Origin of the sequence: Xenorhabdus taiwanensis (assembly GCF_036512875.1) — a bacterium.
GTDB lineage: Bacteria > Pseudomonadota > Gammaproteobacteria > Enterobacterales > Enterobacteriaceae > Xenorhabdus > Xenorhabdus taiwanensis.
In genome coordinates, this window is sequence record NZ_AP028978.1 from 2,186,520 (window position 1) to 2,210,070 (window position 23,551).

Here is a 23,551-nt window from a genome sequence, read left to right on the forward strand (position 1 = left end):
GGATTTATTCATGCACACGGACCTTCTCTCTCCTGATTCACTGCGCCAGTTCATTGCTGGCCTGTTTAATCAAAAAAATATTTTGGTGGGCGATCATGACGATTTGATTCGCAATGGGCTGGATTCAATGCAAATCATGGCATTACTAAACCAGTTTAGACGTCAGGGACATCGTGTCACTCTGCGCGAACTTTACCAAAAGCCAACGCTGCATGCCTGGAGCCAGCTTTTGCAACGCCATGCTCCTGTCGCCCAAACAGCACCCCAAAATACAGCGCCACAGCCACGGATTGCTGATGCCCGCCCATTCCCTTTAACGGCAGTACAACATGCTTATTTTGTTGGGCGTTCACCGGAGCAAACGTTGGGGGGAGTGGGTTGTCATTTGTACCAGGAGTTTGATGGTATTGGGCTGGATCCTGAACAACTGGAAGCTGCTATTCACATGCTGATTCAGCGGCATCCGATGTTGCGGGTACGTTTTTTGCCGGATGGTCGTCAGCAAGGCATAACCAACGCTTACTGGAAAAAATTAACAGTTCACGATCTCCGTCATCAGACAGTTGATAAACAGCAGCAAGCGCTGGACAACATACGCGAACAATTAAGCCATCGCGTATTACGGGTTGAAGAAGGAGAAACGTTTGATATTCAACTTAGCCTGTTTGGTGATAATCAACATCGGCTACATGCCAATATCGATCTGCTGATCATGGATGCCGCCAGCTTTAGCCTGTTCTTTACCGAACTGGCGGCATTAATTGCCAAACGTCGTCTGCCCGCTATTGCTTCTGACTATGATTTTTGCAGTTATCTCACACAATATCAGGCTCAGTTTGAGCAAGCGCGACAGGAAGCAGAGGTATTCTGGCGTAACCGATTAGACACTTTGCCACTTGCTCCCCAACTTCCTCTAGCCAAGGATCCTTCCCTGATAAAAAATGTTCAGATCCATCGCAGATGTTTTCGCTTATCGCCGGAACATTGGGAACGTTTTAAGCAACTCTCGCAACAAAATGGCGTTACGCCAACGATGGCATTAGCGACCGCATTTGCCGCTTTATTGTGTCGCTGGAGTAATTCAACACGCTTGTTGTTCAACCTGACGCTATTTGACAGAGCTCCGCTGCACAACGCGGTTGATAACATTCTGGCCGATTTTACCAATATTCTGCTATTAGACATCCCCGGCGATAATTTACCGTTCAGCCAACTGGCTCAGGATGCACAAGCAACATTCACCGAAGCTTACGAACATCGTCATTGGTCTGGTGTAGAAGTTCTGCGTGAGCTCAAGAAGCGAGGCAACCACCCACATGGCGCACCCATTGTGTTTACCAGCAATTTAGGCCGGCCTTTATATGGTGAGAATACCCGTGATGTTCTGGGAAAACCAAATTGGGGAATATCGCAAACACCTCAGGTATGGCTAGATTTTGTTGCTTTTGAACATGAAAATACCCTAAATATTCAGTGGGATAGTAACGACGAGCTTTTCCCTGACGGTTTGATGAATACTCTATTCACTGCCTATCAGAAATTGATTGAGAACCTGACGAAAAATGCGACACAATGGCACGAAAAGTTACCGGATCTGATGCCTGAGTCGCAATACCATCTGCGACATCAAATTAATAACACGGTTGAACCACTACCTAATGCCTTGTTGCATGAGGCAGTATTTACACAAGCAGAACATACCCCAAATGCTGTCGCTTTAATTACTCATCATGAAAAAATAAGTTATGGCGACCTCAGTCTGGCAGCCCGCCGATTAGCCACTGTACTGCAAAAAACGTCGGTTACACCGGGAGACCGCGTTGCCATCAGTATGGAAAAAGGCATAGGACAGATTGTCGCTGTATTAGCTGTACTTTATGCTGGCGGTGTTTATGTCCCGGTTCCCGTGGATCAACCACTAAACCGACGTCGGGCTATCTGTGAAAGTGCCGGAATCAATATCGTTATCATTGATCCTGAGCAGCAGAATACTTGGTCACAGGATATACATTGCATTTCCTGGCATCAGGATGAGCAATTACTCCCCTTAACTGATATGGCTAAGCGTGCGGTGACTGATCCGGCTTACATCATTTATACCTCTGGTTCAACCGGTATGCCAAAAGGTGTGGTAATTAGCCACCAAAGCGCACTGAATACCTGTCTGGATATCAATCGCCGTCATCAAGTTCAAAGCCATGACCGCTTACTGGCACTCTCTGCCTTGCATTTCGACCTGTCTGTTTATGACATTTTTGGCATTCTCAGTACAGGAGGCGCGCTGGTTCTTGTTGGCGAAGCACAACGCCGCGATCCATCAACCTGGGAAATGCTGATCGAGCGCCACCGCGTTACGTTATGGAACAGTGTACCGGCACTGTTTGATATGTTGCTAACCTATTGTGAAGGAATGGAGGTTGATGCACCGAAAGCACTTCGCACTGTAATGTTGTCCGGGGATTGGATCGGTTTGTCACTGCCTGAGCGTTACCGTGCGTTCAATCCCGATGGTGTATTAAGTGCAATGGGGGGCGCAACGGAAGCGGCTATCTGGTCAAATGAATATATCGTTAAAGAAATTGACAAGCAGTGGCGCTCTATCCCTTATGGTTATCCTCTCGCTAACCAGCGTTACCGTGTAGTGGGTGAAGATGGCCGTGATTGCCCTGACTGGGTTGTCGGTGAACTTTGGATTGGTGGTGTCGGTGTAGCGCTAGGCTATTTTAATGATGAAGAACGCACGGCTGCCCAGTTTGTCATTGATCAAGGAGAACGCTGGTATCGTACTGGTGATCTGGGTTGTTATCACCCCGAAGGCTGGCTTGAATTTATGGGGCGCCGTGATAGCCAGGTGAAAATTGGTGGTTACCGAATTGAATTGGGAGAAGTTGATGCCGCCCTCAGTCAAGTAACCGGTATCAGTAAAGGTGTTGCCTTAACCCGTGGTGAAAAAGAGAAATCCCTGGTGGCATTTCTGGAGCTGGAAGGCGATACTTTGTGCCAACGCATAAATCGTGCGCCACAATTACCAACGCACTATCGTGATCTGTTCCCTGTAATGCAGGCAATCACCGATGACAATCATAAACAACATAACGAAGTTGCGCTATTTCTGCTCGAACACCTGTCTCGTTACGGCATGACATTTATTTCATCTCAGTCGCTCTCCGATTGTCTGAAACACTATCAACCTCTGCCGGAATACCATCACTGGTTTGCCCGAATGCTGGCGTATCTTTGCCAATGTAATTTATTGGCTGAACCTGCACATCATGTCTATCAGGCTGTATTGCCATCCACCGCATACCATAATGAAGCAAAATGCGTTCCTGCACGCTGGCATTCTACATTGCGTAATATTCTTACCGGACAACAGTCAGCCGTCACATTACTTGATGATCCGCAATTCGCACCGGAACAACAGCTCTTTGTCCAACCAGAAACCCAGCAATGGTTGGCAGGATTGAAACAGGCCATCATTGCCCTTTCCCAACGGTTACAACGCCCCGTTACTTTGATGGAGTTCGATGCGCGCAGTGGTCTCTGTGCTCAATGGCTGGCCGAACATATTACTGACCAACATCTGTCTTATATCGGCTTTGAACGTTCTCAGGCCCTGATTAATCAGATGCAAACAAGGTTAAGTGGCTATACTCATACATCAGTTCATTATTGGTGTGAAAAAAATAGGCCTGAATCGCTACAGCATCAGGCCGATGTCATCCTGCTAAACAATGTATTACACCGCGAGGAAGACCCAAAAAATTGCATCAAAGCGTTGCTTCCACTGGCTCAACCGGGTGCGTTGGTATTGGCAATGGAGTTGCAACAAGCATCTTCTATCTCCCTGATTACGGCTGAGTTGCTCTCACCTCAAAGTATTCAGTTACGCTCTGCGTCAGAGTGGTTATCTCTTCTTCCATTGCAAGCGGAAACACCGGTTACCATCGGCAATCTGAGTGTGTTGTTGATGCAAACAAGTGACAATGTCACCATACCTGATCGGGAAAAAATTAAATCCGCTCTGGCGCAACATTTGCCTGGGTATATGATTCCACAACGCTTGCATGTTATCCCTCACCTGCCCCTGACACCTAACGGCAAAATCGACCGTAAAACGCTATCACAATCTCTTCAGTTCGCCACAACATCCGCCACAAAAACAGACACAGCGACGTCTCAGCCTGAAATGACCTTGTCAAATACGGTGGAACAAACCGTTGCCGATATTTGGCAACGCCTGCTGAATACCGAGCAATTGAGCCGTGACAGCGACTTTTTCCAACTTGGTGGTGACAGTCTTTTAGCTACCCGTTTGATTGGTGAACTGGCACAACAAGGCTTCAAAGGTGAACTTGGTCACCTTTTCCGTAACCCGCAATTAGCGGCATTTGCCTCAACACTGAGTTCTTTATCTGAAACGTCATCAGAAGCCTGTGCAATTTCAGAAGAGCAGGATGAATATCAGCCTTTCCCATTAACCGAAGTTCAGCAAGCTTATCTGGTCGGGCGCTATCCTGGTTTTGCTCTAAGCGGCATTGGTGCTCATTTCTTTGTCGAATACCGGATAGAGCAGTTAGATGTTCAGCGCCTGAATCGAGTGTTAAATCGTCTGATCCAACGTCATCCTATGCTGAGGACGGTTGTGATTAATGGGCAACAACAGATATTGCAAGATGTTCCCGTTTTCTCCGTTAAACAGCACCGATTTGCTGATATTACTGAGGCAGATACCTTACGCGAACGTCTGTCACATCAAGTATTAGATGTCAGTCGCTGGCCGGTGTTCGATTTCCAACTTGCACAAGACACCAGCCTTGTCTCCCGACTATTTGTTAGCCTGGATAACCTGCTATTAGACGGGTTAAGTATGCAGATATTGCTGGCTGAATTAGAACAGCTATATCTCAACGAACAGCACGCATTACCACCACTGAACGTGACATTCCGGGATTGTGTGTTACGTCAACAACAAATGCCGGTACACCAGAATTCATTGCAATACTGGCAAGAGCAAGTGAAAACACTACCACTGGCTCCGCAATTACCATTGCGTATTGCACCAGAAAGTGTTCAATCTCCGCATTTTGTGCGCTATAGCGATCGGTTATCTGCACATGAATGGGAGCAGTTAAAACAACAGGCAGCCTCCCAGCAAATAACGCCTTCTGCACTCTTGATTGCCGCTTATGCAGCCGTTCTGTCCGCATTCAGCACCAGACCGGAGTTAACCCTTAACCTTACCCTGTTCGATCGCCCACACTGGCATAAGGACATTAAACATATTCTGGGTGATTTCACTTCACTGTCACTATTGGCCTGGCATCCGGAGAAAAACTGGTTATCAAGTGCACGTCGGCTGCAACAGCAACTATGGCAAGATCTGGATCACCGTCATATTTCAGCGATCAGAGTGATGCGTGAACTAGCGCAACGCCGTGGCCCTGATGCTGCCGTTATGCCAGTCGTTTTCACCAGTGCGCTGGGAACCCATGAAGGGCAGTTCCTTTCTCATTCATCATGGATGAAACCGGTTTGGGGTATCTCACAAACCCCACAAATCTGGCTGGATCATCAGGTTTACGAATCTGATGATGAACTTTGCCTGAACTGGGATGCAGTTGAAGAATTATTTGCTCCACACCAGTTAAAAAACATGTTCAACAACTATATAGCGCTATTGCGTACCCTCGCTGCACAACCAGAAAGCTGGCATTCAGCGTTGGATCAACTAGTGCCACGCCAGCAAAGCGTGAAAGGTGCAAATAATCCTGCTGTGACTATTGCATCATCACCGCACTTAGAAGGATCAGAGCCACAAGTATGCAGTGACACATGCGATGAAATTCAACGCCTGTTTTTATCTGTCACCCATCATCCGATACATGCACACCAAAACTTTTTTGAGGCAGGAGCCAGCTCGCTACAGCTAATCCAACTGCATAACAAATTACAACATGCGGGTTTCCAGCATCTTGCTGTTACTGATTTATTCGCTTATCCAACACCAGAGACGCTCAGTTTGCGTTGCCGAAAAGAATCCCAAAACGGCAATAGCCAGTCAATTATCCTTCGTCAACGTCAACAACAAAAGCGTCTGCAACAACGGGAAAAACGTCATAAAGGAGCTGTACAATGACTAACTTAACGCCTCACTACGATAATTGTGATCCCATCGCAGTGATTGGTCTTGCCTGCCGTTTTCCGCAGGCACCCGATAGCGATACTTTTTGGCATAACCTGCAACATGGGATTGAATGTACAACAACACTGTCCCGTCAAACATTATTGGATGCTGGTATTCCTCCTGAAGTCATTGATAGTGAAAACTTTGTCAATCAGGCTGCGATACTGGAGAACGCGGAACAATTTGACGCCACACTGTTTGGCTATTCGCGTCAGGAAGCAGAAATGCTTGATCCTCAGCAGCGTCTATTCCTGCAAACAGCCTGGCATGCGCTCGAACATGCCGGTTATGCACCGCGTCAGGTTCCCCTGAAAACCGGTGTCTTTGGTAGCAGCCGGATCAGTACCTGGCCTTCATGGTCACAGTTTGCCATGACCGATGTTGGCAAAGTGAAAGGGCTACAGGCGTTAATGAGTAATGATAAAGATTATCTTGCGACTCGTACTGCCTATAAATTAAACCTGAAAGGTCCTGCACTCACCGTCCAAACGGCCTGTTCAAGTTCACTGGTTGCCGTACATATGGCTTGCGAGAACCTGCGTTCCGGTGAGTGTGACATGGCCTTAGCCGGTGGTGTGGCGGTTTCTTTCCCACAAGAAAGCGGTTATCTGTATCAACCAGGGATGATCTTTTCACCTGATGGACATTGTCGTCCCTTTGATAGTCAGGCAAATGGCACCTATGGCGGCAATGGTGTTGGTGTTGTCGCACTGAAACGTCTGAGTGATGCCTTACGCGATGGCGATCCCATCATGGCCGTGTTGCGGGGCAGTGCAATTAATAACGATGGCAACGAAAAAGTTGGCTTTACTGCACCTTCAGTGAATGGTCAACGCCGTGTTATTAACGAAGCATTACAACTGGCAGATGTCAGCATTGATGATGTCGGCATGATTGAAGCACATGGCACAGGGACACCACTTGGTGATCCCATAGAAGTTGACGCGTTACGCGCTGTATTTTCTGAGCGTAGTATGTCAGTACCGCTTTGTTACCTTGGCTCAGTGAAAAGCAACATCGGCCATCTCGATACTGCCGCAGGTATTGCCAGTTTGATCAAAGCGGTTTTGTCCGTTTGGCATGGTTACATTCCTCCAACGCTCAATGTACAGCAACCCAATCCGGCATTACGACTACAAGAAAGCCCATTCAGGCTGGCAACACAAGGACAACATTGGGCGCAAGAATTGCGTACCGCCGGTGTTTCTTCATTCGGTATTGGCGGCACCAACTGTCATATTGTGGTGCAATCATTGCCAACAGAATTACACCGTCGCCATGTTAATCATTCATCAACAGCGCCGTTGCTGCTCTCTGCCGCTTCTGAATCCTCATTGCGTCAATTGGCACAACGCTACGCAACTGCGCTCAATAGTGCCCCAGAACATTATGCCGATCTGGCCTGGACTACCTTGCAGGGGCGTAATCTTTCCCTGCCCTGGCGCTTAGCGCTGGCAATATCACCACAAGATATTGAGAACAATACTGCCAGCCTAGCCGCTTTTGCGGACAATATGCCAACACCAAACATTTTTAGCGGACAAGCCAAGAGCGGAAACAAGCAACTGTGGCAATTCAGTGGTCAGGGTTGTCAATGGTCTGGCATGGGAAAAGCCCTGTATGCAAGTTCTCCGGTTTTCTCCGCCATGTTAGATCGTTGCTGTGCGGCCTGTGCTTGCGAATTAGCACTGCCACTAAAAGCAGTCATGTTCGGCGAGCATAATGCCGCATTAGCGACCACCGAATATGCTCAACCGGCCATTGTGGCCCATCAAATTGCGTTGGCAGCACATTGGCGTGCACTTGGGTTAAAACCCGATTATGTGCTGGGGCATTCCGTCGGTGAGTTCGCGGCTGCTGTTATTGCCGGCATCTTCACACCTGAACAGGTAATGCCACTGGTCGCGGTACGAGGCAAACTAATGCAAAGCTGTTCCCAAGGGGGCGCAATGCTGGCAATCTTTGCCAACGAAAACGATATTCTTCCTTTTACTCATTCACTGGCATTGGATCTGGCAGTTTGCAATGGTCCGCAACACTCGGTTTGGGCCGGCACAGAGGCAGAAATTGATATCCTGGCACAACGTCTGGAACAACAGCAGATTCGTTGCCAGCGCCTGAATGTTGCCTGTGCAGCACATTCAGTCATGCTTGAGCCTGTTCTGGAAGCCTTTTCCCTGTATTGCCGTCGGTTACAACCTGCATCAGGAGAAATTCCACTAATTTCCACCTTAACAGCCAATCTTGCAGATTATGAGCAATTAGGTTCACCAGATTACTGGCGTCACCATATGCGCCACACAGTGCGTTATTATCAAGCCATTGAATTTGCCCGCCAGCAAGGTGTTACATTGTTCATGGAATTTGGTGCTGATGCACAGCTAACAGGGATCGGACGACGTGTCAGTCTGCCGCAGGAAACCTGGGTTGCAAGTGCATGTTGTCAAAGCTCCCCAGAGGCAACGCAGCAAACGGCTATCATGCAACTTTATTGTGCCGGTGCCCATCTTGATTGGCAGACTCTTTTCCCGTTCACTGGAGTAAAATGCCATGCGCCACTCTATCCATTTGATGAACAGCATTACAGCTTCTCTGAAACCGGATTACCCATAAATAAAACCGGGCAACCTTTAGCCAATATCCATGCTGAGCTTAATGTTAACGCCCTGTCCGATCCTGCCATTGCACAAAATCCCGATGCGCTAATACTGCGGGCATTGTATACCGACGCATTGATATATCAGTGTCATGGACGTAATGCTGAACAAGGTTTCAGTGCCATCGACACGATCCGGGCTGGTCGGCTACAACCCTGCTGGCGTCCTTTGCTGGAACAGTTATTAACTCACTGTGTTGAGCAAGGTTATTATCAGGAAGTCTCCGGTCCAACGGTAAATAAAATATATCGTCCTTACCGTGCCTTGCCTTATGCTAAACGCCGGTTATTGGAAGCGAGTTTATTCGCGACTTTTCCGGCACTGATCTATGCTGGCGAACGCTTATTCGCTCTGTTGAGTGATCGTGCTGATCTGCCTCGTCAATCGGTGGTATCCCGATCTATGACAACAGCATGGCTTCCTGCACCACAACCATGTCCTGATACTCATTATGTCTTACATTGGCGCACAATAAATACCGCAGATACACAGAAATCTTCAACGATCTATACTCTTCGTTCCTCAACAAAAAATGGCGAGATGATTAATCATTGGCGTCAGGCAGGAATTCATTTACAGCCGGAAAGCGGAAATACGTTATTACTGCTTGAAGGCAATGATATTACTGAATTATGTGATCAAGTTATTAGTGAGCTAAAACGCGATGAAACAGCACCTTTAACCGTTGTAACCTGCTGCGCCCAACCAGAATCCACCTTATTAAAAGAGGATATCAACCCTGCTCAATACGCTATCTGGGCGTTGCTGCGTGTCGCGGTTGAAGAGTACCCCCATCGTCGCATCCAGGCGATTGATATCGCTGATATCAATGATGCTGATGCTTTGTCATTAGCACTTGGTTATCTGAATGAACAGCATCGCTGGCTGAGAGTGCGCGGCAATCAGGTCGCTGCTCCGGTTTTGGAACGCCAATTATTATCATCGCAACACCCATCACCGCAGGCGATATCCATTTCTCATCAGGGTTGGCATATTGTTACTGGCGGCATGGGCGGTATCGGTCAGATCTCCATTCGTTGGTTACTAGCCCAAGGTGCACGTAAGATCGCCGTGTTTGCCCGCCGCAAAAAGGCGGATTGGGATACTTTTGTGCAAACACTGTCACTGAGTAGCGAATGTGAAATACGTTGGATTAACCTTGACGTCACTGATACGCCAGCCTTGCTAAATGCAGTGCAAGCTCTGGCACAAGAGGATGGTATCGCTGGCGCGATCCATGCCGCAGGCATTGCTGACCATACCCCACTGGCAAAACTTGAGCGTCAACACCTGTCACAGGTATTATCCGTCAAAGCGCACAGCGCATCGGCGTTGCAAGCTGCGCTCCAACAGCATAATGCTCAATATCTGCTGCTTCACGCTTCTGCCGCATCCATGTTAGGTGCCCAAGGGCAAGGTGCTTATGCCATCGCCAACGCTTGTCTGGAATCTTTAGCACTGACAGCACCAAATCAATTGATGATTAAAACCTTGGTTTGGGGGGTCTGGGGTGGCATTGGTATGGCCAGCGACCGACGATTAGTAGAAAAACTGGCGCAAGATGGCATGTTACCCTTCAGCACAAATGAAGGTATCTGGCATCTCAATCAATCTCTGCACACCACATCACCTTGCCATCTGGCAATGCGGTTAGATGAACATCATCCTGATATTTTACGACGTTTACAGGCTGATATTCCCAATATAGCCGTTGCGGAATCGACATCTTCACTTTCTGCCGATAACACGCTGTTTCAGGACAGTAAACAACGGCTTGATTGGTTGCGTCAGCGTGTCGCAACATTATTGCGTCTGGAACAACCTGAACGTTTAGAGCCACAACAAGATTTATTGCAATTTGGTTTGGATTCTCTGCTATTCCTGGAGTTGAACGCGGCAATCCACCAACAATTTGGCTTTAGATTAACCGCTGGATTGGCTTATCAAAATATGACGTTAGAGGGGCTTAATGCACTCATTGGGGATGCCCTGCCTGAACAACCTGTCGTCTCTTCCCAACCAGAGGTAATTGTTGACAGTTCCCAGCATCACGTACCCTTTCCTCTGACACCCATTCAGCACGCTTACTGGATTGGTCGTACACAGGCCATTGATTTTGGTGGTGTCGCTTGTCATGTCTTATTTGAATGGGATCTGGCTCTGGAAAGTTTTGATATTCCGCGTTTTGAGCAAGCATGGAATGCATTGATTCAACGTCATGGCATGTTGCGCATGATAGTAGATGAAGATGGGCAACAAAGGATTTTGCCAGAAACGCCGTGGTATGTTCTATCTCAGGATGATTTGCGGACACTGAATAATACGGCCTGCGAACAGGCTTTGGCTCAGCGTCGTCATACCCTCTCCTATCAAGTACCACCAGCAGAACAGTGGCCGCTGTTTGAAGTCTCTGTATCACTGCTACCGAATGAACGCTGTCGCTTACATATGAATCTGGATCTGTTGCAGTTTGACGTGCAGAGCTTCCGCATCATGATGGACGATCTACAACTTGCTTATCATCATCAACCTCTGGCTCCACAAGCATTTACTTTCCGCGATTATGTGATGGCAGAACAAGCGCAACGTGAAAGTAAAGAATGGCGGGCATCATGGGCATACTGGCAGGAACAACTCCTTTCATTACCTCCGGCGCCCAGATTACCGTTGAATCCACAACTGCCACAACGTAACCAGCCACAATTCACAACTTATGAAGGTCGATTGGCACAATCTGACTGGCAACGTCTTAAACAAGGCTGGAAAAAATGGGGAGTAACACCTTCCGCTGGCCTGTTAACGCTGTTTGCCCATACCCTTGAATGGTACAGCCGTCATCCACTGTTTACTCTCAACCTGACATTCTTTAATCGGCAACCTTTCCATCCAGAGGTACAAGAACTGATTGGTGATTTTACCTCGGTGATGTTGATGGATTTTGATTTACGCAAGACAACGTCCCTGCGTGCCAGTATGGAAAAAACTCAGGCTTTGCTCTGGCAACGTTTGAGCCATAGTCATGTTAATGGTGTCGAGGTATTAAGGGAACTTGGCCGCCAACAACATGGCGAAACCCAAAACAGGCAGCCGCTGACGCCGGTCGTTTTCACCAGCATGTTAGGAATGGCACAAGAAGGTGTCGCTATCAAACAATCCATCACTCAATTACTGGGCGATCCGGTCTTTGTTCTGAGCCAGACGCCGCAAGTCTGGTTAGATCATCAGGTTATGGAAGTCGATGGTGATCTGCTGTTCAACTGGTATTGCATGAATAATGTGCTGGAGGCTGGTGTCATTGAGTCACTGTTTGCCGCTTATAACGCGTTGTTAATGCAAATTTGTCACCAGCCTGAACGCATGGAGGATTATGACCTTCATACGCCACCATCTGGTCATACGCGTTATGACTTCTGGCCGCAACACCCTGAATTGCGTCAAGCCGAACAATATCTGCGTTCTAAGCCTGAAATACGACTGGCAGAAATTCAGCCACGTCAGGACGATATTCAAGGTTACAACCTATGGTTGGTTGCCGAAGATCATTTGTCATTATCATTGCCAGAACCACAGGTTATCAACACGGATACCTTACCGCTCCCGACCTTGACAGAACAACAAGTGTTTGAGCGCTCCTGGCAACATATTGAGCAACAGGCATTATTTGGCCTGAGCCAGACTTTACTGCGCCATAACTTATTCACTACTGTACAACAATATCACTCTCGTGAAGAGATTGAACAACGCTTACAACTGGCACCACAGTATCAACGCCTGCTGACCCAATGGCTGACTTTGTTCAATAACCAAGGATTTATTGAACAAACCGCTGACGGATACCATTGTCTGCAACCGCTTAGTCATGTTCCGGTCCCTACAGCCAAACTGGATGATGCCGTGTGGTGTCAAACCATCAGTCGCTATGTCACAACCTGTATCGAACAACACGACACCCTGCTTGCCGGATGTGGCAATGCATTGGAACTGCTGTTCGCTGATAAACAAATCACAGCCAGCCTCTACAGTGAGAACCCCGCATTACGTTGCCTGAATCAGGCTGCTGCTGAAATTGTCCGGCAATTGAGCCAGACATCCGAACATTTCACTGTACTGGAAGTCGGCGCAGGAACCGGAGCAACCTCAGAGAAGGTACTGGCACACAATGCACAGGCCATTCAAAGCTACCACTTTACTGATGTTTCACCGCTATTCCTCGATGATGCACGCCAGTTACTCAACCAGCACGGCGAAACCGTCAAATTTGCCCTGTTCGATATTAACCAGCAGATTGATTTTAGCCAGCATCCAGAATCCGGTTATGATCTGATTATGGCGGTTAACGTATTACATGATGCCACCCATCTGAGAAACACCCTGCGACGCTTGTCTCGGTTACTGAAAACCGGTGGATGGTTGCTGATTATTGAATCAACCAAACGCGAAAGTGCCATGCAACTCGCCAGCGTCGGATTTATTGAAGGTATTAACGCCTGGGTTGATGATCGCGGTGGCAGTAATAGTGCCTTGATGGAACTTGCAGACTGGCGGAAGTGCCTGACGCAATCCTGTTATCGGGTTTCATTGGAATGGCCGGGACAAAACGGGCCAGAACTGCATCAACAACTGATCCTGGCACGGGCTGAGCAACAAGCGCGGCTTAATATCAGTGAAATAGCAGTACAATTTTCTACCTTGCCTTACTCATTGCATATTCAACAACAAGAGCAATTACCGTTGATTGTGACAGCAAAAGAGAGCATAGCACAACCGTTAATCACGGAACCTGGGCAACCCGAAACAGAAAATGACCAACTTCATGATATTGAACAACAAGTCATTGCTCTCTGGCGTTCACTGCTGCCTCAGTCAATACAGCGTCACAGTGACTTTTTCCAAAGTGGCGGTGACAGCCTGATTGCCACCCGAATGGTGGTGCAACTACGTCGCCAAGGTTACGAACAAGCAAATCTGCAACAGCTTTTCGAACACCCTAAGTTGAGTGAATTTTGCCGTACTCTGCGGGTCGCTGAGACCCGTTCAACGACACTTACGATAGCGCATCAAACTGAACCGGCATCCGAGCAAATTTTGCCACTGACTGCACTGCAATACGCTTATTGGTTGGGAGAAAGCCAACTGTTCCAATTTGGTAACGGTATCGCTCATTTCTATGCTGAACTGGCTATCAATGGGCTTGATCTGCCTCGTTTTACCGCCGCCTGGAACCGTGTAATAAACCATCATATGCAATTACGCGGTTATGTGAAAGATGGGCAATATCGTATTTTGCCGGAGGTTCCCTGCTATACACCAACAATCATTGATTGCCGTAACATAATGCCAAATGAACGCGAGGCGCAACTGAATCATGCCCGCGACACGTTACGTACTCAAGGCGTTCCCAGCGATAACTGGCCGCTGTTTGATTTAACCCTGTACCATACCGATGATCGGACGCATTTATTGCATTTAACCATCGACTTGCTGGTCGCGGATGGTAAAAGTCTGACGTTAATCTTGCGCGATTTACACCATTGGTATCAGGAACCTGACTGGCAACCAGAGCCACCAGCAGCAACCATTGGCGACTATATTCAGGCTCTGGAGAATGAGAAAACCGGAGAAACCTGGCAACAAAGCCGGCAATACTGGCTTGATCGCTTACCTTCATTGCCTGATGCTCCAGTATTACCACTGCAAGATCACCAGTCACTGCAACTCGACCAACAGTGCCTGACCGGATATATCAGTCCACAACAATGGCAGCGTTTACAACAATGTGCAGCAGAATACCGGGTATCGCCTTCACAAGTGATGCTGACACTATTCGCCCATGTTTTGTCAGTGTGGAGCAATAACGAGCATTTTACCATCAATGTCCTGCATGGTAACCGCCTGTTAATGCCACAGTATTGTGATATGTTAGTCGGCAATCTGTCTACCACATCATTGCTGGAAGTGGATCTACGCAATATCACCGGTTTCAGTGATGCTGTCAGCCGGATACAGCGGCAATGGCTGGCCGATCTTCAACATGCGCTGTTTGACGGGCAATTAGTTCTCAGGGAGAAAAACCAACACCGTCACAACCTAAACGCCGGTATGCCGATTGTATTCAACGATACAACCGGTACAGCGGGCAAAAGACCGTCAGGGTTAGGCACATTGAATCTCTTTGGTGCGCAAACTCCCCATGTTTATCTCGACTGTATGTTAATTTCCGCCGCAGAAGGAGGTGTCACCATACAATGGGCGATCTTGCCACAACTGTTCCAACCCCAGGTTGCAGAAAACATGTTTGCCCATTATCAGGCTTGTGTCATTGCCTTGCTTGAACCGGATTACCAATGGAACTCCCCGCTCCCTGACTGGCTGCCAACAAATGATCTCGCTTTATGTCAGAACAGTAATGCGACAAAAAACGTTTTCCCATCACACACGCTTTGCTCGCTGATTGAACAAGCAGTAAATCGTTATCCCCAACGTACTGCTGTGGTCGATACCTCTCGTCAGATTGACTATCGCACTTTGTGGTCACAAAGCCTGACATTGGCGGCTCATCTGCAAGCACAGGAAAATCAGACTTCATCCCTGATTGGTGTGGTAATGGAAAAAGGCTGGGAACAGGTTGTCGCAGTTATTGCGATTTTATTAGCAGGACGGGCTTATCTGCCTATTGATGCCAGTTATCCGCAACAGCGGATCCATCAGCTATTGGCATCAGGGGAAGTGAATACCGTACTGACGCAATCTAAGTTTGCTCAACAGAGGAATTGGCCTGAACATGTACACCTCATCTCTCTGGATGAGACATTGCTCAATAACTTACCCGTAACCGCAGAGCCACATTTATCTGTACGTCCAGAAGATTTAGCCTATGTTATCTTCACCTCCGGCTCCACCGGAAAACCAAAAGGCGTAATGATAGACCATCAGGGCGTAGTCAACACTATTCTGGATATTAACCAACGCATTGCACTCAATGAGCACGATAGCGTGCTGGCAATATCAGAGTTAACATTCGACCTTTCCGTTTATGACCTCTTCGGTACGTTGAGCTGTGGGGCAAAACTGGTTATTCCTGCTCCTGGTGACACTCGGCAGCCTGACAAACTACTGACATGGTTACAGCAAGAATCAGTTACTGTTTGGAATTCCGTGCCAGCATTTGTGCAACTGCTTGAGGAGTATGCTCGCAGTTATCCTCATTCCCTAAATAGCCTGCGCTGGGTATTGATGAGTGGTGATTGGATACCAACCCATCTGCCAGCAAAATTGTCTGCCCTTCACCCTGCGCTTAACCTGCTCAGTTTGGGTGGTGCAACTGAAGCATCAATATGGTCTATTGCTTATCCTATCACCCACGTCGATCCCGGTTGGCGCAGCATTCCCTATGGCAAACCTTTGGCTAATCAGGCTTTCTATGTGCTTAATTCAGCACTGTCACCTTGTCCGGTCTGGGTCACTGGCGAGCTTTATATTGGCGGACAAGGACTCGCATTAGGTTATTGGGCTGATGCAGAAAAAACGGAACAAGCATTTATCACCCATCCCCAAACAGGTGAACGGCTTTACCGCACAGGTGATTTAGGTCGCTGGTGCCCAGACGGTAATATCGAATTTTTGGGGCGCAATGATCACCAGATTAAAATTCGTGGCTACCGGATTGAACTGGGCGAAATTGAGCATCGCTTATGTGAACACCCTGATATACAACAAGCGATAGTATTTGCACATACAACGTCAAATGGTGCATTGCAACTCATCGCAGGCTTACGTTTGACCAATACTGCGCCAATATCTACCGAACTGTTACCGATATTACCTCACTGGTTGCAGCAAACCTTGCCAGTTTGGATGTGCCCACAGCGATTTATCATTCTCGATACAATTCCCGTATCTGACAACGGTAAAATCGACAGACGTACATTGATCGCTCTGGTTGAAAAAGCGCCAGAAGGTGATTCAATACCACCGGTGACCCTTAGCGCGACAGGACAGACAGTATTAAACCTTTGGCAATCAGTACTAGAGCAACAAAATATTAACGTGCATGAGAGTTTCTTTACCCTTGGTGGGGATTCTCTGGCAGCGGTGAGATTAATGGTGCAAATCAATCAGACATTTAATCGCCAATATCCACTCAGCCTGTTGCAAACTTACGATACCGTACATTCATTGGCAGAATTTATTGAGCATCAACCCGAAAATGCTTGCCAAGGCGTGATACTGAACAAAGGAAACATTAAACAATCTACCTTAGAACAATCTACCTTAGAACAATCTACCTTAGAACAATCTACCTTAGAACAATCTACCTTAGAACAAGCAGCCTTGTTTATCGTCCATCCAATTGGTGGGCATCTGTTGGGATATCGCCATTTAGCAGCCAATATGGGTGTCCAACGCATGATTGGCCTGGCATTTGCGCCAGAGAGCAGGAACACCGACAAACCTTCTGTCGGTGCGCTGGCTGCTGATTACATCAGCCAAATCCGTAGCTTCCAACCTAAAGGACCTTATGCGCTGGCAGGCTGGTCTTTTGGTGGATTAGTCGCCTATGAAATGGCTCATCAGTTACGCGCTGCCGGTGAACGTGTTTCCCATTGCATCCTGATTGATAGTTTCGCTCCGAATGTGCGCACAAATCTGACGCTGGATAATGCATTCTGTCATCGTCATTTCCTGCTCGATTTACAGGGACAATTCCCTGACCTGAAACTGGATAACAGTGTTATCGCAGCAAACACGGAAACCTTCCTGCAAGCGCTACACAAAGCCTTACCGCAATCTGCACAGATTGATAGCTCACTGACTGAGCTTTATTCCGTATGGCGGCATAATCTGCGGGCATTGCTTGACTATTGTCCACCACAGACTTCACAACCTTTCTGCCTTATCCGGGCAAAGCAGGCATTGCCTGATTTTATGGATTACCTTGATCCAACAACAATCACCTCAACTGATCTTGGCTGGCAGACCTTCGGGCCTGTCAATGTGACACAACTTGATGGTGATCATTACAGTCTATTTCAACACAAACATGTCGGCTCTCTGGTTGCGTGTCTGAAAAATATCCTGAGTTCAACCCCAACTGTTAAGCCTGTTAAGGAGAACATATGATAAAGCCACGGCGGGTTCTGATTGTCGGTTCGAAATTTGGCGAACTGTATCTTAATGCGTTTCTACAGCCTCAGTCAGATCTGGAACTGGTCGGGATCTTAGCGCAAGGAAGCCCTCGTTCGCAGCAGCTTGCCCGCGATTTCAATGTGCCCCTATTCCGCTCACTGGATGAATTGCCGGATGATATCGATATTGCCTGTGTGGTCATACGTGCAGAAGTGATTGGTGGCAAAGGCGATCAATTAACTCAGGCATTATTGGCGCGTGGTATTTCTGTCATTCAGGAGCACCCTCTTGATGCAGAAGCGATCAAAAGGCACCAATCAATAGCTAACAAGCATAATGTTATGTTTTGGGTAAACAGCTTTTACAGCCAATGTCAGGCCGGCAGAAGTTGGTTACATGCAGCTCATCAAATCCATAAATTATCACAGCAACGTCCGGTAAGTGGCTATCTGACAACCAGCCGCCAATTACTCTTTTCCGCACTTGATCTGTTGTTACAGGCCTGTGATTGCCCGGAACAGATTGAGATAACCTATGTGGGCCAGCGGAATCACGTATTTCATTGCTTTGAACTCAGCGTGGCGGGAACAACAATAACGTTAGACGTTCAGTCCTATCTGGACCCCAGAGATCCCGATATGCATAACCTGGTTATGCATAAAATGACGTTGATCTGGTCAGCCGGTTATCTTACGCAGGAAGCCAGCTATGGACCGGTTATCTGGACACCGGTTCTTCATGCACCAGACCATCTGAATAATGAACAAAGTCTTTACCTGAATGCAGGTCAGCCGGAAGGCACTTATCTGCATCAGGCAACATCACAAGTTCTTTGTCCGGCAACTCAAAACTGGATGACAGCATTTGAATGTGATGGTGCCGAAGGTGTGGCATTGTTACTAAATACCTTGAGTTCGGTATTGAATGGCGCACTTTGCCCTTCTGCTTTTAGCTACGACTACCAATTGCGGCTGGCAGGCTTGTGGCAACAAATTTTACGCATGATGGGAGAGCCTGTTACTCAGGATTTGCAATCACCGATCTGGATTGATCCAGCTCAATTGATGCTAACCAAGGAAGTATGCTGATGACGTGGGAACTTCCTGTACATCCGATGATTCGTCCATGTTTGACGACTCACAGCAAACCTAAATATACGCTGCTAATCTGCCCCTTTGCCGGGGGCAGTACCAGTGCATTTCGGAACTGGTCCACATCAGAAGATTCAGGTATTGCCGTTTCACTGGTGATTTACCCCGGACGTGACAGCCGTATGAATGAACATGCTGTTACCAATATTACGCCATTGGCTCAGTCGCTTACTGATGTGATCAAATCATTGACTTCTGAACAGAGAGAAAACCTGATACTGGCCGGACACAGTATGGGAGCTCAGGTCGCTTTTGAAACCTGCCGACGCCTTGAACAACATAACTGTGCCCCCAAAGCATTGGTACTTTCAGGATGTCATGCCCCCCATATTCAATCCCGCCGCCAACTGAGTGGATTGCCTGATCATGAATTCATTGAACAACTGATTGATATCGGCGGCTGCAGCCCGATTTTACGAGAAAATCCTGAACTACTTGCCCTGTTTTTACCCATGTTGCGGGCAGATTTCTTTGCTACAGAGCACTATTACCACGCTATTCAGCCTGATTCAGTAAAACTACAAACACCTACGTTGTTGCTTTATGGCAACGAAGATAAAGAGGCTTCCGCTCTGGAAGTTCAGCAATGGCATCATTGGCTGGCAAATGACAAGCAAAATCTTGCCTATTGCTGCCAAGAGATTGCCGGCGATCATTTTTACATTACACAAAAACCACAGAATTTTATTCGTCACGTTACCCAATTTATGCAATATGTTTATTCAAAGGAGTTCGCATAATGGCACCTTTTTCTATCCTAGGAAAAACACTGACTATGACACCAAATTATCTTTGGAATGGTAAAACGCTGGATCAGCAGCTTGCCGGATGGTCCAGTATCTGGGGAGATAAAACCGCGTTGATTTATCAAGAACAACGGCTAACTTACCATGAACTCCATCAATCTGCGGAAAGGTTAGCTAGCGGATTGTATCATCGTGGAATACGCCATGGTGATAACGTTATGGTACAGCTACCTAACCGTATCTCCTTTGTTATCACCTGCTTTGCCTTGTTCAGGCTAGGGGCTCATCCCGTATTATTGATGCCTACCCAACGGGCACATGATGTTCATGCGCTTTGCCAGATTGCACGTCCGGTGGCTTATATTATTCCTGATTGTATCCACGGTTTTGATTATCGAGAAATGGCGCGGGAAATCGCAGCATCTTGTGATGAACTTAAACATATTATCGTGGACGGAGAGGCAGAAGAATTTACTCCATTCTCTTCCATTGAAGAGGAGCCGCTCAATATTCCTGGTCCAGGTTATGGCGATATTGCTGTACTTTTGCTTTCCGGCGGAACGACAGGTACACCAAAATTAATTCCGCGTACTCACGATGCCTACACCTATGATTTTGTGCTTTCTGCCCGTCTGTGCTCAGTCAATACTGAAAGCGTTTATTTAGCGGTATTGCCTGTTGCACATAACTTTACTTTAGGCAGCCCCGGGATCCTGGGCACTCTTTCTCAGGGAGGATGTGTACTCCTTAGTGATACAGCCAGTTGTGATGAAACCATGCCATTGATCGAGCAGCATAAAGTGACACATTTAGCATTAGTACCGGCTCTTGCACGACTCTGGGAACAAGCTCGTGACTGGGAACAAAGCGACCTTTCGTCCTTACGTTGCTTACAAGTCGGTGGTGGCAGGCTCACACCGGAACTGGCAGAACAGGTCATGGCACGTCTTGGTCCTTTACAGCAGGTATTTGGTACAGCGGAAGGATTACTTTGCTATACCCGACTAAACGACCCTTATGACGTTATCATTAATACCCAAGGACGCCCATTATCAGAAGAAGATGAGATCAAAGTTGTTGATATCAATCTGCAACCTGTTGCCTCTGGTGAAGTAGGTGAATTGATTACACGAGGTCCTTACACCATTACAGGATATTACCGTGCTGAACAGCACAATACCGTCGCTTTTACCACGGATGGATTCTATCGCACAGGCGATTTGGTTCGCATCAGACCTGATGGCAACCTGATCGTTGAGGGACGGATTAAAGAGCAGATTAACCGCAGTGGTGAAAAAATTTCAACGCTAGAAGTTGAAACATTATTACTGCAACATCCAGATATTGATGACGCCGTTGTGATCGCAGTCCCGGATGAACTATTGGGTGAACGCATTTGTGCATGCCTGCCAAAGAGCATCAACCAACCCGATCCCGCACAGATGCAAGCATTCTTGCATCAAAAAGGCGTTCAGCGTCATAAAATCCCTGACCAATGGTTATTTGTGGCGTATTGGCCATTAACCGCGGTAGGAAAAATCGACAAACGTCAGTTAGTACAGATGGCACAAACAGAAAATAACCGCCCAATGCAGCAATACCATGAACAGATGATTGCGATTACCAGTGCTCCGTTAGATTTGGTTACCCACTTGCTTGCCGATAATGATGCACAACCTTGTACGCTCTATGAAATAAACGGTGAATGGTCATTGGGAATAGGTTGCGCTGCAACCATAAGTGCAGATGCATCGGGACAATTGATTGATTCACAAGGTCATCATCATCCATACGATATCAATACACTCAGCCAAAAACTTGAGCAAGTACTCACCGCTGTTCCGATTAAAGACTGGCGTGCTTATGGCAAAACATTATTCGAGTTTTCCCATATGACATATGGGATATCATTAGAACAACAAAATGAAGCGCTAATAAAAATCACTATTCCACAACATGAATTACGCATAACTCAAGGACAGGTGCTGATACGGACACTGGAAGAAGCGCAAATCTCCATATTGAGTGAGAAAGTCAAGCACGCTGATCAATTAGGCACACCGGTTTTCCCACATACAAGAGAGATGGAAATTATCAACACCGCAGACGCGGCAAAAAATTATCAAGACAACGTTGCAAATGCGGTTCAAGATATTGCCGCAGATCACTACCAAAAAGTGATCCTGTCACGCAAAGTTGAGCTTGGTTCAAATATTGATATCACACACAGTTACTGGCTGGGCCGTCAGGCTAACACACCTGCCCGCTCTTTCTTCTTACGTGACGGCGATTTTTCTGCTTACGGTTTCAGTCCAGAAACCGTCGTTGAGGCCGAAAGTTCGGGTTGGGTTAATACCCAGCCGTTAGCAGGCACCAGAGCATTGACACATGACAAGGAGCAAGATCAGAAGCTGCGGGCCGACTTACTTTCTGATCCGAAAGAAATCTCCGAACACGCTGTTTCAGTCAAACTGGCATTAGAAGAATTAGCGCCGATTTGTCAGCCAGAAACACTTTGTGTATCAGAATTTATGGCTATTCGTGAACGTGGTTCGGTACAACATCTGGCATCACGAGTAAAAGGGTTACTACAAACAGACAAAAATCGCTGGGATGCATTCATTGCCTTATTCCCAGCAGTCACCGCTTCAGGAATACCGAAAAAACCTGCTTTACAAGCTATTTCTCGATATGAAGATGAACCACGCCAGCTTTATAGTGGCTGTGTCATGCTTCTGGATAGCACCGGTAAATTGGATGCCGCACTGGTGTTACGCTCTCTCTACCAGCATAAAGAACGCTGCTGGCTTCAGGCGGGTGCCGGATTGGTCAGAGATTCAAGGCCAGAAAGAGAATGGCAGGAAACCTGCGAAAAACTTGAGTGCATTATGAAATATGTTCGCCCTTCTTCCGACAAAAAGGACTAAAAGCTTATTGGGATAGGTTGCCATAATATTTGCGGGGAAAACCAGAGTGATATCTGGTTTTCCCTAAATTAAAAGGATGTACACCCACCATCCAATAGAGCCTGTTCATTACAACGACGACCATTCACCAATTGGCAAACAGGAATCGAATGACCATTCAATTGCTTGGTTAATGCCGGAATTCCCCCTGCATCAGAGCAACTTTCACTGGCATCTTTACTCAGATAAATACCCAAATCAGAATATTGATAATATTTGTATCGGCTTGATGAAGTATCTGCTTGATGCCCGCTGCAACCTGTTAATATAGCACCTACCAGCAACAAATTGACAAGGATGGCTCCCCGCTTTAACCGCATATTTTCTCCAGTTTAACTATCGGATTAGGGTACAGATCAATGCCCTGCACTTTTAGAAAGCAAATTGATAACTAAAACACCTGCAATAATCAGAAGAATACCGATAATTGCCGGTAAATCCAATTTTTGCTGGTATAGAAATATACCTGCAATAGAGACTAAAACTATACCAAGGCAAGACCAAACAGCATAAGCAATCCCCAAAGGCATCACTTTTACAACTTGTGATAACGCCCAAAATGATAAGCAATATCCCATCACCACAACAATAGACGGCACTAAGCGAGTGAAACCATCGGCAGTTTTTAACATTGTTGTCGCTATCACTTCAGACAAAATCGCGATAAACAAATAACCCCATACATTCATATTACTCACCAAGCCAAAGTTATAAGACA

General features: G+C 47.1%; 7 protein-coding genes. 5 read left to right on the top strand and 2 right to left on the bottom strand.

Features of this window, described 5'->3' with window-relative positions:
• The first annotated feature begins 10 nt into the window (after positions 1-10).
• From ACE1SE_RS09880 to ACE1SE_RS09900, 5 genes are read left to right on the top strand one after another with little or no spacing between them, the layout of a single operon-like run.
• Complete coding sequence (locus ACE1SE_RS09880; protein WP_374050749.1) at positions 11-6,139, top strand: non-ribosomal peptide synthetase; 6,129 nt, start codon at positions 11-13, stop codon at positions 6,137-6,139.
• Positions 6,136-17,964 (top strand): non-ribosomal peptide synthetase, encoded by an 11,829-nt coding sequence (locus ACE1SE_RS09885; protein WP_374050750.1) that lies wholly within the window; start codon positions 6,136-6,138, stop codon positions 17,962-17,964. The genes ACE1SE_RS09880 and ACE1SE_RS09885 overlap by 4 nt, the downstream gene beginning before the upstream one ends.
• Complete coding sequence (locus tag ACE1SE_RS09890) at positions 17,961-19,058, top strand: Gfo/Idh/MocA family oxidoreductase (RefSeq protein ID WP_374050751.1); 1,098 nt, start codon at positions 17,961-17,963, stop codon at positions 19,056-19,058. Before ACE1SE_RS09885 ends, ACE1SE_RS09890 begins: the two co-directional genes overlap by 4 nt.
• A 26-nt stretch (positions 19,059-19,084) precedes the next feature.
• Positions 19,085-19,861 (top strand): thioesterase II family protein, encoded by a 777-nt coding sequence (locus ACE1SE_RS09895; protein WP_374053639.1) that lies wholly within the window; start codon positions 19,085-19,087, stop codon positions 19,859-19,861.
• 35 nt (positions 19,862-19,896) lie between these two features.
• Positions 19,897-22,794 carry a salicylate synthase gene (locus tag ACE1SE_RS09900; protein ID WP_374053640.1) on the top strand — a complete coding sequence of 966 codons (2,898 nt, stop codon included), beginning with the start codon at positions 19,897-19,899 and terminating at the stop codon, positions 22,792-22,794.
• Positions 22,795-22,862: 68 nt separating this feature from the next.
• Here the strand turns inward: ACE1SE_RS09900 and ACE1SE_RS09905 are convergent, their stop codons facing one another.
• Positions 22,863-23,153, bottom strand: coding sequence for a putative hemolysin (locus ACE1SE_RS09905; protein ID WP_374050752.1), 291 nt, complete (start codon positions 23,151-23,153; stop codon positions 22,863-22,865).
• 36 nt (positions 23,154-23,189) lie between these two features.
• Positions 23,190-23,522 carry a DMT family transporter gene (locus ACE1SE_RS09910; protein ID WP_099132330.1) on the bottom strand — a complete coding sequence of 111 codons (333 nt, stop codon included), beginning with the start codon at positions 23,520-23,522 and terminating at the stop codon, positions 23,190-23,192.
• Positions 23,523-23,551: the final 29 nt, after the last annotated feature.